The following is a 14,761-nucleotide window of genomic DNA, read 5'->3' as shown; positions in this document are numbered from 1 at the left end:
TAACGACTTGTCATTAAGTAAGCCAGCCTCCATTTGGAGAGATGATTTGACCGGTAATATAGCCAGATTCAGGCAAGGCCAGAAAATAAACAAGTGACGCCACTTCATGCGGAGAAGCAAGCCGACCAACGGGAATTTCATTGGTAATGGCATCGATTTCTTCTGTCTGAAAGCCAGCCATCATATCCGTCTGAACTGCTCCAGGCGCTACGGCATTCACCGTAACACCTGATGGAGCAAGTTCTTTTGCCAGAGCCTTCGTGAAGGCATTTAACCCACCCTTGGCTGTTGAATATAAAACCTCGCATGAAGCGCCTGATATCCCCCAAATCGAAGAGACATTGATAATGCGTCCGTATTTTTGCCTAACCATAGCTGCCATGAACGCTTGTGTACAAAGAAAGGAGCCCTTCAAATTGACATTCATCACACGATCCCAGTCATCTTCACTTACATCAGAAAGCATCCCATAATGGGATATACCTGCATTATTCACGACAATGTCTGGTATCATATTCATTTGCTCCAGCTTATCTCTCATTTTGAGAATCTGCTCATGCGATTGAATATCCGCAGATACTGTTAATACTTTTGCCCCTTGCTTCATGCAAGATCGGGCAATTTCATTGGCTGCTTCATGTGAATCGCGATAATGAATGACAATCTGCATGCCTACCGCGGCGAAACGCTGCGCAATTGCAGCTCCGATACCTCTGCTAGCTCCCGTAATAAGCACAGTTTGTTCACTAAAGGGCTTTACAGCATTCACGATGGTTCACGACTCTGTACGATGGAAACAGCCAGCTTACTCCAATCAAAATGCTCCCGGAATCGACGATTCACATCTTCTAGGGTTAGCTGCTCATATACCGGCAAAATATCAAAGAGGTCAATCCCTTTAAATCGATATTTCGTGTATTCATTAGCAATCGATTCAGGTGAATTCATCATGCGTAGGAAACTACCAATTTTTTTCTTCCGGCTACGTTCAAACGTAACCTCATCGAGTCCAGCTCCTTTTCTTTTTTCAACTTCTTCACGAATTCTAGCGATCAGCTGATCAGGGTCCTTGGTATCTCCCCCAACAATGGAAAAGGCATAGCCGTCACTGCAGTTATACTCATGACCAAAATTATCAGAGATAAGCTGATCATCATAAAGCAATTGATAAATATCCGAACTGGAACTAAATAGGATATCTAACATTAATTTCGTCGTCAACTCTCTTACTAGTAAGGGCTTACCCGTGACCGATGGGGCGGCTTCCTTAAACCCCATTAAGCATTTCGGTAAAGAAACCGGAAGTAACATAAGCCTGCGCGCTTCCTTGACATCAACGGGCTCTTCAGGGAAAAACCTTTGGATATCACCTTGCGGCGGAAAGGTTTTGGCTGCTTGATTTTCTTTTACTAAGGAAATAACCTCTTGCGGATCTACTCCCCCGACAACGAACAAACTCATATTGCTTGGATGATAGAACGTGTAATAACATTCATATAAGGTTTCCTTGGTAATTTCGGCAATAGACGCAACAGTTCCCGCAATATCAATATGGATAGGATGCTTGGCATACAAGGATTCAATTAAGCCGTAATAACTTCTCCAGTCGGCGTTATCCTCGTACATTTTTATTTCTTGCCCGATAATCCCTTTTTCCTTTTCCACATTCTCATCTGTAAAATATGGGTTTTGCACGAAATTAATTAATGTCGTTAAGTTTTCTAAATAGCGATCTGTCGATGAGAATAAATAGGCCGTCCGATCAAAGCTTGTAAAGGCATTGGCCGATGCACCATTCGTAGCGAACGTTGCAAAAATGTCACCTTCTGGTTCTTCAAACATTTTGTGCTCTAAGAAATGCGCAATGCCATCAGGCACACGGACGGCTTCTTTGCCTTGCACTTGAAAATGGTTGTCGATAGAGCCATATTGGGTTGTAAAGGTTGCATACGTTTTCTGGAAACCTTCTTTGGGTAACACAAACACATGCAGCCCATTACCAAGCTTTTCATGATAAATGGTTTCACCGAGATGTGGATATGGAATACTCTGCATGGTCTACTCCCCCTTCTGATCCCGTAAAAAGTATATCGTGTCCAATTGAACTCGTTTGGCCGCTTCTGCAATGGCAGGAATGTCAACTTGCTCGACAGCTGAAATCAAGCCTGAAACGGTTCGTTCTTTGCCAGACAATATGGCATTAAAATCAAACGAGATCAACTCAAACGCGGAGTCTTGTATCTCACGTAATTGATTGGAGATCATGGCTCTGGTTTGACTCCATTCAATATCGGTTATTTCCCCTTGTTCCATCGCTTTCAGTTGTTTACGTATGATGTCAACGGCTTTCTCATAGTTGGCCATCTCGATACCCGATTGAATCGTTAGAATACCTTTATGTCCATCAAAACGAGAAGAAGCATAATACGCGAGACTCGCTTTCTCACGAACATTCGTAAATAGTTTGGAATGCGGATATCCACCCAGAACCCCGTTATACATGAGTGCAACTGGGTATTGATCATCGCTGTAAGAAATGTTCGTGCGTAGTCCCATATTCAACTTGCCTTGATTAACATCTAAACGTTCAACGATTGTTTTCACATCGCCAATAAGGCCGCGCGGCGCCGATGTGACATAACTCACATCAGCACTTCGCTCGATCGTGAAGGATTGCTTCACAATTTCTTCTACTTCACTAAGCGTTGTGTTCCCCACGACATAAATGTCCATTGGTGATGTTTGAAGCCACTCTTTATATTGTTCGTAAAGTTGCTGCGGATTCATTCCGTCAAGGTCTTCAATTTTACCTAAAGGATGAAGTCGATAAGGCTCACCACTACACATCTCTTCCATACAACGCTCAGCAGCATAGCGGATTTTATCGTTGATGACGGATTCAATTCGTTTACGAAGGGTTTGCTTTTCTGCATCTACATATTTGGTGCGAAAATGCTGATCTTCTAATGCTGGACGCGTTAACGTCTCACCAACAAAATTAAGCCCCTGCTTCAGTAAGGAGTCAGCTGATTTCACGAAGCGATCATTAATGATGTCCATTCGTAACTGAACGATTTGGTAATCACCGCGCTTATAAATATCAAACCCGAAACCAGCACCGTACAAATCATCCAAATACTCTCGAAATTGCTTCGTCTCAGGACGCAGTTCAGTACCCCTCCGAAGGATAAATGGTGTAAGTGCGGTACTCGTGACCGTCTCCTCATCTAATTGACGGCCTATGTATACGGAAATAGCAAATGTTTTGAAACGGTCTGTCGGCAAAACATGCATTCGGATATGCTTCCAAGTGCTGCGCTCAAATTGATTAGGCTTCAAAGGTCAGTCTCCCTTCTATGTCCGTGTAATAAATCCATTATATTCCTATACGAAGAGGAGAAGCAACCAATGCTGGTTCCTTCTCCTTGTCCAATCCTAAATTAAACACAGAAAATATGTTTACCGATATTTTTAACTTGCTTTCTAGTCCAAATCCATTTGGACGTAGCCGTTGCTGGATTGAAGTAGTAAATACATCCTCCAGTCGGGTCCCATCCATTTAAAGCGTCCTTAACCGCTTTTTTCGATGATTCATTTGGTGTTAACCAAATCTGGCCATCGGCTACGGCTGTGAAAGCACCAGGCTGAAAGATAACACCAGAGATTGTATTCGGAAAACTGGCCGATTTTACGCGATTTAAAATCACAGCTGCTACAGCGACTTGTCCAACATAAGGCTCACCACGTGCTTCTCCATTTACCGCATTGGCCATTAGATTAATATCTTGATCGGAATATCCAAGATTATTAGAGGGAGTTAGATTAGCGGGCTTCTGATCTGCACCTTCAGTTGCTTGATTATTCCCACCTTGATTATTTGAAGCTGTCTCAGGTGCTGTAGGTCTCCAGTTCTTCGTTGCTTCCCAAAGTTTCAGCTTGGTTTTAGGGCCAACAATGCCATCCACCTTCATCCCAAATTCACCTTGGAATCGTTTCACGGCTGTTAAGGTCTTATAGCCATAGTCGCCATCTATACTGCCGTTATAAAAGCCGATGAATTTCAATCTGCCTTGAAGTTCATTCACATCTGAACCAGTGGCACCATAGCGCACTTCATTCTTACTAAACGTTTCTTCAACAGGCGGATTAAACCTTCCCTTCAATTGAAAAGAAACTACCAAGACAAAGACGATACAAAATGTAATGACAATTAGTCGTTTATTCATTCCCCTTCTCAACCTCACTTTTCAAATTACAGCCTTTTCTTGCTTATTATGAGAAAGCGAGTCAATGATTATGCAAATAAAAACACTCTCCATCGGAGAGTGTTTGTCTAATTGGATTAGGAGCTAATCCGATTATGATGATACTGTTCAAGGGAAAGAAGTACTTCACGCGGTTTACTGCCTTCGTAGGGGCCTACAACCCCTTTGGCTTCCATGGCATCGACAAGTCTGGCCGCACGTGTATAGCCGACTCTCATACGCCGTTGAAGCAGTGAAACGGAAGCTTGCTTCGCTTCTAACACAATTTGAACAGCTTGATCGTATAGCTCGTCCTCAAATTCATTCTGCTGCTCCGGCATTTCCTCAACCTGTGGCACTAGTTCCTCGCGATAGTTGGCTTGTTCTTGTGTACGAACGAAGCCTACAACCTGTTCAACCTCTCCATCGGAAAGGAATGCGCCTTGAACACGAACTGGCTTAGATGCACCCACTGGCAAATAAAGCATATCACCTCGGCCTAAGAGCTTCTCAGCGCCAACCATATCCAAAATCGTCCGTGAATCTACTTGCGACGATACGCCAAAAGCAATACGGGAAGGAATGTTGGCCTTGATAACGCCTGTAATAACATCAACAGACGGACGTTGCGTTGCAATAATTAAGTGAATGCCAGCTGCCCGAGCCATCTGAGCAAGACGGCAGATTGAATCTTCGACATCATTGGCTGCAACCATCATTAAGTCTGCTAACTCATCTACGATAATCACATAGTATGGCAGCGGTGCCGATGTGCCACTCTCTACCAACAAAGCGTTATAGCCTTCAATATTCCGCGTACCGCTCTTGGAGAATAACTCATAGCGCTTCTCCATCTCGACAACGATTTTCTTAAGAGCCAAGGATGCTCGCCGTGGATCCGTTACAACCGGTGCTAATAGATGTGGAATCCCATTATACACGTTCAACTCAACCATCTTCGGATCGATCATCAAGAACTTCACTTCATTGGGTTTGGCTTTATACAAAATACTCGTAATAATCCCGTTGATACATACCGATTTACCTGATCCTGTTGCACCCGCAACAAGTAAATGCGGCATTCTGGCCAGATTGCCAACAATCGGTTGACCGGAAATATCTCGACCCAGTACTACCGATAAGCGCGAGCTAGACTCTTGAAAAGCAGACGTTTCCATGACCTCACGCATGGTAACAATGGATACTTCCAAGTTAGGTACTTCGATACCTATCGCAGATTTCCCTGGAATTGGAGCCTCCATCCGGATGTCTTTCGCCGCTAGTGCCAGTGCGATATCATCAGTCAACGAAACGATTCTACTTACCTTCACCCCTACATCGGGTTGAATTTCATAACGAGTTACAGCAGGACCTCTTACTACTTCAAGGACCTTAGCACGGACTCCAAAGCTTTCTAACGTGGCTTCGAGCTTCCTTGCATTAGCCTTATAGTCCGCCATCTCACTTCCCTTACCTAATGCCGGTCTAGCCAATAAATCAAGGGAAGGTATTTCGTATGGACGCGATGCGATGACAGGGGCATCTTCTTGAAACTCAAGCGTTACAGGTTCATTCGAATCGGGTTCAGCTCCTGTCGAAGCGATTGATGTTGTAGTTGTAACATTGGATGCTACAGGAGTTGAGGGTCTAACTGTCTGCTGTGCTTCTTGAATAACCTGCTCTTGAAAATCTCGTATAATAGGCGCACCTGGCTGTTCAATTGGCGTATGTATGGTTTCATCAGAAGGATGGGTCGTGTTCGTATAGACAACTTCCTCTCGTACTGCATCAGCTTCAGAGTCTGACGAGTTATCGTTATCGTCCATCTCATCTCGATCTCTAGCTGCTGACTTCTTGCGGTTTTCCTTAATTGGTCGTAGTAGTTCCATAAACAAAGGTGTTTTCTTCGTCCGTTTCACAGGTTGGAAAACCTCTTCATCAAATTCATCATCTACCGGTACATACGTCGTCTTTTTCGCTCTCGTTGGGATGTTCCCTGCTGTAGCTGCTTCTGGTTGTCGTCCTTCTCTGTCTTGCAGCCATTCTTTCATTCTGTCTTTAAAATTTTGCCCTACATTGCTAAATCGACCCTTCACAATATTCCCTAGATCCACATAGGACACACCCGTAGCTAGAATAAAACCCATAACAAAAAGCATATATTGGATTAATCTTGCACCTAGGTAATCAAATAGGAAATAGAGAATGCTATATAAGAATGCGCCTACCATTCCACCACCGATACCGTGTTCAAGAGATACTCTTCCAGCTTCCGTTGGATGTAAGCCCTCTAACATTGCTGACCATGTCGAAGAGATCACTTTGCCTGAAGTAAAATCGTTTCCTGGATATAGCTGAGCGAATAAATCAATATGATTCTTAATCAATAATCCAAGAATGAATAACAAGATCCCTGCTTTTTTGGGGGTTACCATTTGCGGCCATGCCCTTTTGATCATGGCATATAAAGCCACATAAATGAATATGAGAGGTATGAGTGAATACCAAGTTCCCACAAAAAAACGAAACAAATAAATCAATGAATTTCCCACATGCCCTTGATGTGCAAGAGCGATGACAGAGAAAATCAAGATGAGGATTCCGTATAGTTCGAATAACAAGCTCGTTTTTACAGCCTTTGTCTTTTTCCTGCGTTTCGCCAAGATTGTCACCCCCAAGTCCACATTATACCATAATTGACTTGAGGGAAGATACGGGAACACGACTTACCGAGTTGAAATTGTCTCAATCTGAGGACGGTAGGTAATGATGTTTCCTGGGGCATATTGTTCATTCAAATAGTCCTGAGGATTACAACTATATAGCCTTACAATACGTGCTTGATAGCCACTTAAAGGCTCAATTTGCATCATGAATCCATCCTGCTCTATATCTACATATTGGGGAGCAAAAGAATCGAATCCATCAAATATGACTTCCATGGGAACCACGGAATAATGAATCATTGAACAAGCCCCCCCGTATTTGCAGCTTTCTTCGCTTCAATACGACTGTTCAACTCCTTAATAGCGTCACCGATACCCCCCACTTGATTGATTAATCCATATTTAACTGCGTCGATCCCAATCACCGTTGTGCCGATATCTCTGGTAAGTTCACCTGTCTTAAACATAAGCTCTTTAAACTTCTCTTCTGTTACGTTAGAATGTTTAGTTACGAATCTGACCACCCGCTCTTGCATTTTATCCAAATATTCAAAGGTTTGCGGTACACCAATGACCAAACCGTTCAAACGAATGGGGTGGATCGTCATCGTTGCGGTTTCGGCGATGATCGAATAGTCAGCAGAGACCGCAATGGGAACACCGATGCTATGTCCGCCCCCTAAAACTAATGCAATTGTCGGTTTGGACAACGTCGCAATCATTTCAGCAATAGCAAGACCCGCCTCAACATCCCCACCAACCGTGTTCAAAATGATCATAACACCTTCAATTTTGGGATTCTGCTCCGCAGCAACTAATTGAGGAATTAGATGTTCATATTTGGTTGTTTTATTCTGAGGTGGTAGCACAATATGACCCTCTACCTGACCGATAATGGTTAGACAAAAAATATTCGATTCGCCAGAGACAGTGTTGGTTTGACCTAATTGCTGAATATTTTCGAGAACGGCATTTTTCTTGGCTTCCTCTGATCCCTGTTCTTGCTCTTTCGCGCCTGGTGCTGATGCCACTTAAAAATCCCCTTTCAAATTATGCTTCAAAGACAAGTCGTTCAATATCTCCCATAGTATGAATAAACTTGTATACTTTCATGCATACTTACTTTTCGAGAACAAGAAAAAGCTCCCTCCATGTGGAGAGAGCTTTACTATTTGCATAGGCTCAAGTGACTTGTTCGAGTACCTAAACTTCCATAATAATAGGAAGAATCATTGGTCTTCTTCTGGTTTGTTCATATAAAAAGCGTCCGAGAACATCTTTCACATTCGTTTTTAAAGATGCCCATTCATTTACATTTTCATTCATAAGTTTAGTTAACGTATTTGTTACGATACGATTGGCTTCTTCAAGGAGTCCTTCGGATTCACGAACATAAACAAATCCGCGTGAAATAATATCTGGGCCTGACAAAATTTTGCCATCTTGTTTACTTAGTGTAACCACGACAACTAGAATTCCGTCTTGCGACAGTAATTTACGGTCACGCAATACAATATTGCCTACATCCCCAACACCTAGTCCATCAATTAGGATGTTACCGCTTTGAACTTTCGATCCTTTGCGAGCAGCACCATTTTGGATTTCGACCGTGTCACCAATATCGCACATAAAAATATCTTCTTTAGGAATGCCGACAGACTCGGCAAGAATGGCATGTTGACGCAGCATGCGATATTCGCCATGAATAGGAATAAAGTATTTCGGCTTCATCAGGTTTAGCATAAGCTTCAATTCTTCCTGACTACCGTGACCAGAAACGTGAACACCAGTCACAGAACCTGGTCCGTAAATCACGTGGGCACCGATGCGCATAAGTTCATCAACCGTTCTGCCTACATAACGCTCATTTCCTGGAATCGGAGTTGCCGCAATAATGACTGTATCTCCAGGTAAAATATCAATTTTACGATGGGTTGAACGCGCCATTCTTGTAAGAGCCGACATTGGCTCGCCTTGACTTCCCGTGGAAAGGATAACCACACGATCAGCTGCAAGCTTGTTCACTTCCTCAGGTTCAATCAACATGCCATCTGGAATGTGCAAGTAGCCTAATTCGCTAGCAATCGAAACCACGTTCACCATACTGCGGCCAATTACTGTTACTTTGCGATTCGTTGCAGCTGCTGCATCAAACACCTGTTGAACACGGTGAATATTCGATGCAAAAGTCGCAATGACAACTCTTTGCTTCGCTTTACGGAACACTTCTTCAATCTCAATACCTACACCGCGCTCAGAGCCCGTGTAGCCAGGACGTTCTGCATTCGTACTGTCTGAAAGTAAGGCAAGTACGCCTTTCTTTCCGATCTCAGCCATACGATGCAAATCAGCGTATTGTTCATTCACTGGAGTTTGGTCAAACTTAAAGTCTCCTGTATGAACAACAACACCTTCTGGTGTATCAAGTGCGACACCCACTGAATCTGGGATACTGTGATTAGTTTTGAAGAAAGTTGCCGTAAGTGCGCCAAGAGGAAGTACGGACTCCGAATTAATTAGAATTCGGTTCGTCGTTCCGAGCAAATTAGCTTCCTTCAGCTTGGCTTCAATAAGTCCCATCGTTAATTTCGTTGCATAGAGGGGAACATTAAGGTGTTTAAGCACGTAAGGTAAGCCACCAATGTGATCTTCATGGCCATGGGTGATGATAATGCCGCGTACTTTATCCCGATTCTCTGTTAAGTACCCGATATCAGGGATGACAATGTCAATTCCGAGCATGTCCTCCTCTGGAAATTTCAAACCACTGTCAATGACGATAATATCGTTCGCATACTGAACGCAATACATATTTTTTCCGATTTCGCCCACGCCGCCAAGAGCGAAGATCAAAAGTTTATCAATATTTTTTTTGGACAAGAATATACCTCCTTCATAGATTGGACGACGAATTTTAAATGAAAAAACCGAACTAGTCACTTGCAACCATTATACATGAAAAAAAACAGCAAATACAAGTTAATACTGAATACGTTTAGATTTCCCAAAAAAAGAAAACCGATGCCGGAAGCACCGATTCATTAGGCATGATCATACAAAAAGTGATTGAATGAATTGACCTTCTTGCTCGGATACAGGAACTAACGGAAGTCGAACGCTACCTGTTTCAATGCCCTTGAGTGCAAGAGCATGCTTAATTGGCGCAGGGCTCGGTGCACAAAAAATGCCAGTAAAAACAGGATGAAGCTTACGATGAAGCGCTGCAGCTTGCTGAATGTTGCCTTCTAAGTAATACTTTATCATAGTTTGCATTTCTTTTCCAATCACATGACTCGCTACACTGATAATTCCTTCGCAGCCAATAGCTAGGGCTGGCAATGTATTGCTATCATCTCCACTATAAACGAGGAAATTAGGAGCTGCATGCGTAAGAATACGCGTCATTTGATCCGTATTCGAGCAATCTTTGGTTGCCACGATATTCGGAATCTTGGAAAGACGAATCGTTGTGTCAGCATCCAAGTTAACACCAGCTCGACCAGGAACATTATAAAGCACAACTGGAGCCCCAACAGCCTCAGCAATCGCTTTAAAATGTTGGTACAACCCTTCCTGAGACGGACGATTGTAATAAGGGGCAACGAGAAGTAAAGCATCAACACCAAGTTTCTCAACTTTACGAGAAAAAGCGATTGTATGTGCGGTGTCGTTACTACCAGTACCTGCAATGATTTTGCAACGACCAGCTGCAACACGAACGGAAAGCTCAATAAGTCTCAGCTTTTCATCCTCTGATAAAGTTGGCGATTCCCCTGTCGTTCCACAGATCACTAGGCTATTCGAATGTTGTTCTTCAATTAAATAGTTAATAAGTGGTTCTACTTGTTCCCAATTGACTTGCAACTGCTCGTCAAACGGTGTAACCATCGCTGTGACTACTCTCCCAAAACTCACTGGTACGCCTCCTGACTTTCACATTTTCATTTATATAAATTAAATTTTCGATGAAGTGCTCGAACGGACTTAATCATATCCATACCTTGCACAAGCACCCAAATTGTGGTGTTCGAATCAGCAGATTGCAGAATTCGGATATCCTCCACGGTCAACGCTTCAACAATATGTGCCATAATGCCAGGAACGCCATTCATACCTCCGCCAATCACAGATACCTTCGCACAGCCGCTCGTGAACTTAGGCTCATAACCCTGAGCTTTGAGCAATTGAACAGCACGTTCAGCTTCATGATCGAAAACAGTATATACAACGCCTGAAGGGTTCACGTTAATAAAATCAACACTAATCTGATGCTGCGCCATGGTTTTGAATACTCGAAGCTGAAGATCGAATTCACCTTCAACGGCAGCGACCTGAATCTGTGTAATATTCGTAAAATGAGCAATCCCCGTAACAAAGCGATCTTTAACATGGTTAATTTCTGATGTTGTGTTGTCAGAAGCTGTGACCAACGTACCCTCTTCTTTGGTGAAGGTTGACCTTACACGAATCGGGATATTTGCCTGCATAGCGACTTCAACAGCTCGAGGATGAATGACCTTCGCACCGTTGTGTGCCATATTGCAAATCTCAGTAAAGCTTACGCGTTGTAATGGCTTTGCATCTTCTACGATTCTTGGATCCGCTGTCAAAATACCATTAACATCAGTGAAAATATCCACAATTTCTGCTTTGAGTGCAGCACCAAGTGCAGTTGCTGATGTATCACTGCCACCGCGGCCTAGCGTTGTTAACTCATCACTGCTTGTTTTACCTTGAAACCCCGTGACAATGACAACTTGGTCTTGTTCTAATAATTCAAGGATCCGATTGGGCTTCATCGCAATAATTTGCGCGTTGCCATGATTTTCATTCGTGATCAGACCAGCTTGCCCACCTGTCAAAACTGTAGCACGGATACCTGTTTTGTGTAACAGACTACACAAAAGTACCGCAGATATTAGTTCTCCGCAGCCCATCAACATATCGAGTTCCCGCGAGGGCAGCCCCTCCCCGTTCTTACGAATGAGGTCCAGGAGCGTGTCAGTCGCATAGGGTTCCCCTTTTCTTCCCATCGCAGATACGACAACAACTAATTTGTAATGTTGGATTAGTGCATCTTGAATATGTCCAATAACATGATCTCTAGCCTGTGCGGTGGAAAGCGAAGTACCTCCGAATTTTTGGACAAGAATTCGCATGAGTGTCCCCCATTTTCACTGCTACAAGTAAGCAGTATGCTGGCTATTGCTCTATAGCAATATATTCAGCAATTTGTACCGCATTCCAAGCAGCACCTTTTAACAAATTATCAGAAACAATCCACATATTAAGAGCTTTAGGGTTGCTCAAATCGCGACGTACACGTCCTACGAAAGTCTCGAGCTTTCCTGCAGCATCTGTAGCAAGCGGGTACTGTTGTTCAGCCGGATTATCAACAAGGACAATACCAGGCGCATTAGCAAGCAGCTTTTTCACTTCTTCAACATCAAAATCTTCTTTCAATTCTACATACACGGATTCTGAGTGTCCATAAACAACAGGAATACGTACACATGTCGCAGTAACTTCAATGGACTCATCGCCCATGATTTTTTTCGTTTCAAGTATCATTTTCATTTCTTCATTGGTAAACCCGTTATCGAGGAATTTATCGATTTGGGGAATCGCATTGAAAGCGATTTGATGCTTAACGGGTAAAGAACCGACTGGTAATATATCCGGATTTGCCTCATTACCTGCGAGTACTTCTTTGGACTGTCTTAGCATTTCATTGATCGCTTTAGCTCCAGCACCAGAAACTGCTTGGTACGTCGAGACGATAATACGGGAAATCCCGTAACGGTCATAAAGTGGCTTTAATGCTGCAACCATTTGGATCGTAGAACAGTTCGGGTTAGCGATAATGCCCTTATGTTCATTGATTTTCTCAACATTCACTTCAGGTACAACAAGTGGTGTTTCTGGATCCATACGATAGGCACTTGTATTATCGATACAAATCGTTCCTGCTTCTATTGCATGTGGAGCTAGTGCTTTGGTAACATCGCCACCCGCACTAAATAAAGCAATATCTACACCATGAAAGCTTTCAGGTGTTGCTTCTTGAACAACCACATCTTGACCTTTAAAAGAAAGTTTAACGCCCGCAGAACGAGCGGAAGAAAGCAACTTCAATTCCTTGATGGGGAAATTCCGTTCTTCTAGTAGACGGATGATTTGTTCTCCTACTGCGCCTGTAGCGCCGACGACTGCAACGTTAAAAAGCTTCTGGTTCGACATAAGCTGGTCTCTCCCCTTCAAGAATGTATCTATGATTTAGTATTGAAATCTCTCAATAATCATCGGTTGCAATTGTTTACCTTCAAGCGCAGCTTCACAGGCTTCCATAATCAAGTCCATTCGAGCCACCAACGAATTTGGTTTGGCACCTGGCGCATCTTGACCATAGGGGACGAAATAAATATTTTTGGTAATCAACAGCTTCGCAATATTCATTGCATTTAAACCCAAACCATCATTCGTTGAAATCGCCAAAACGAGCGGTCTCAAGTTTCTCATTTGTGCTTTAGCTGCCATAAGAACTGGACTTTCTGTCATTGCATTTGCTAGTTTACTAGTCGTATTCCCTGTACAAGGAGCAATAACCATCACATCCAATAGCTTGGATGGACCTAGCGGCTCCGCATCGACAATGGTTGAGATAATCTCATTTCCCGTAATATCCTTCAACATCTGCTGCCAATCGGCAGACTTACCAAAACGTGTGTCGGTCGTCATAATCGTATTTGAAACTATCGGTATAACGCGAGCACCTGCATCTACAAATCTCTTAATTTGAGGCATGACCTCTTCAAGTGTACAGTGAGAACCGGTTAAAGCATAACCGACTGTTTTCCCTTGCCAATTCATTCCACATCGCTCCTGTCTTTGAAGTCTTCCTCGATCAGCTGACTTAACGTGTTTGCCATGATTCGGCCAGCTGTTTTGGGGGCGACGATTCCAGGTAAACCGGGCGCTAGCATCGCTTTAATGCCTCTCTTCTCGGCAAATCGGAAGTCCGTTCCGCCGGGTTTAGACGCTAAATCGATAATTAGCGCGCGATGTGGGATATTGGTTATAACTTGCGCTGTGACTATCATAGTCGGAATTGTGTTAAAAAGCAAGTCAATATTCCCCACTTCCGGGTACAGATCCTTCGTATAAAAAGGCTGAAAACCCATCTCCCACGCCCTTGCAAAATGCTCCGGCTTCCTGACGCCAACCTTGACGGTTGCCCCTAATCCTTGCAAAGTTTTAGCCATGGTAAAACCTGTTCGACCAAATCCCAAAACCATACAAACGGATCCATGAATCGTAATATCGGTGTTCTGGATGGCCATCATCAGCGCACCCTCTGCAGTTGGAATGGAATTATAAATAGCGATATCATCTCGATCCAAAAGTTCTACAAGCTCAATGCTATGTGCCAGCACAAGTTTTTTCAAATAGCTCTTAGCCATACCGGTATACACCTTGGCATGCTTTGGCAGCGCAGAAATATGCGCATCCGTCAATACCATTTCTTCACTTGAGAAAATGGATTCCACTTGTCCTGTCTCATCCGTACCTACAACTGGCAAAATAAGAGCATCCACATGTTGAAACAATTCTGGATCTAACTTCACATTCGTACCACCGTGAAATTGCCTCCCGAGATTGTCAAATCCGAGTAATATAACGGTAGCGTCTAGCTCAGTAAATTTCTGAATTACTTCAAGTTGCCGGGCGTCTCCCCCCATAATAGCAACCGAAATCCCAGTAAGCATTCTTGCTTACACCCCTTCCTCGGTCCGTTTCGATACGTTATAGTATGCGTTCGCCTAAGGATGGGTGACTTGCGACTTTGTTTCT

General features: G+C 43.4%; 13 protein-coding genes. All 13 read right to left on the bottom strand.

The features are described 5' to 3' along the window. Positions 1 to 13 precede the first annotated feature (13 nt). Positions 14 to 769, bottom strand: a complete 756-nt coding sequence (ymfI, locus tag AC58P7_RS13690; protein WP_497343610.1) for an elongation factor P 5-aminopentanone reductase — start codon at positions 767 to 769, stop codon at positions 14 to 16. Continuing rightward, positions 766 to 2,055: an EF-P 5-aminopentanol modification-associated protein YfmH gene (gene yfmH, locus AC58P7_RS13685; protein ID WP_497343608.1), complete on the bottom strand. Its 1,290-nt coding sequence runs from the start codon at positions 2,053 to 2,055 to the stop codon at positions 766 to 768. The genes ymfI and yfmH overlap by 4 nt, the downstream gene beginning before the upstream one ends. Before the next feature lie 3 nt (positions 2,056 to 2,058). Then, entirely contained in the window at positions 2,059 to 3,339 is a 1,281-nt protein-coding gene (yfmF, locus tag AC58P7_RS13680; protein ID WP_497343606.1) for an EF-P 5-aminopentanol modification-associated protein YfmF, read from the bottom strand. Between the two features lie 101 nt (positions 3,340 to 3,440). Next, positions 3,441 to 4,226 carry a spore cortex-lytic enzyme gene (sleB, locus tag AC58P7_RS13675; protein WP_497343604.1) on the bottom strand — a complete coding sequence of 262 codons (786 nt, stop codon included), beginning with the start codon at positions 4,224 to 4,226 and terminating at the stop codon, positions 3,441 to 3,443. A 116-nt stretch (positions 4,227 to 4,342) separates the two neighbouring features. Further along, a complete protein-coding gene (locus tag AC58P7_RS13670; protein WP_497343602.1) occupies positions 4,343 to 6,907 on the bottom strand; it encodes a DNA translocase FtsK in 2,565 nt (854 codons plus the stop codon). Positions 6,908 to 6,970: 63 nt separating this feature from the next. Then, complete coding sequence (locus AC58P7_RS13665; protein WP_497343600.1) at positions 6,971 to 7,210, bottom strand: YlzJ-like family protein; 240 nt, start codon at positions 7,208 to 7,210, stop codon at positions 6,971 to 6,973. Next, on the bottom strand, positions 7,207 to 7,941 hold the full coding sequence (locus AC58P7_RS13660; RefSeq protein WP_497343598.1) for a ClpP family protease: 735 nt from the start codon (positions 7,939 to 7,941) through the stop codon (positions 7,207 to 7,209). Before AC58P7_RS13660 ends, AC58P7_RS13665 begins: the two co-directional genes overlap by 4 nt. Before the next feature lie 172 nt (positions 7,942 to 8,113). Continuing rightward, positions 8,114 to 9,790 carry a ribonuclease J gene (locus AC58P7_RS13655; RefSeq protein WP_497343596.1) on the bottom strand — a complete coding sequence of 559 codons (1,677 nt, stop codon included), beginning with the start codon at positions 9,788 to 9,790 and terminating at the stop codon, positions 8,114 to 8,116. Positions 9,791 to 9,961: 171 nt separating this feature from the next. Next, positions 9,962 to 10,825: a 4-hydroxy-tetrahydrodipicolinate synthase gene (gene dapA / locus AC58P7_RS13650; RefSeq protein WP_497343594.1), complete on the bottom strand. Its 864-nt coding sequence runs from the start codon at positions 10,823 to 10,825 to the stop codon at positions 9,962 to 9,964. 26 nt (positions 10,826 to 10,851) lie between these two features. Further along, positions 10,852 to 12,069, bottom strand: coding sequence for an aspartate kinase (gene dapG / locus AC58P7_RS13645; RefSeq protein ID WP_497343592.1), 1,218 nt, complete (start codon positions 12,067 to 12,069; stop codon positions 10,852 to 10,854). A gap of 43 nt (positions 12,070 to 12,112) precedes the next feature. After that, a complete protein-coding gene (locus tag AC58P7_RS13640) occupies positions 12,113 to 13,150 on the bottom strand; it encodes an aspartate-semialdehyde dehydrogenase (RefSeq protein ID WP_497343590.1) in 1,038 nt (345 codons plus the stop codon). A gap of 36 nt (positions 13,151 to 13,186) precedes the next feature. Then, positions 13,187 to 13,780, bottom strand: a complete 594-nt coding sequence (locus AC58P7_RS13635; RefSeq protein ID WP_056625070.1) for a dipicolinate synthase subunit B — start codon at positions 13,778 to 13,780, stop codon at positions 13,187 to 13,189. Next, complete coding sequence (gene dpsA / locus AC58P7_RS13630) at positions 13,777 to 14,676, bottom strand: dipicolinate synthase subunit DpsA (protein ID WP_497343588.1); 900 nt, start codon at positions 14,674 to 14,676, stop codon at positions 13,777 to 13,779. The genes AC58P7_RS13635 and dpsA overlap by 4 nt, the downstream gene beginning before the upstream one ends. Positions 14,677 to 14,761 lie beyond the last annotated feature (85 nt).

The organism is Paenibacillus sp. J22FR5, assembly GCF_059691975.1.
Note: the sequence above shows the minus strand (reverse complement) of the source record. Positions and strands in the feature narration are given on the sequence as shown.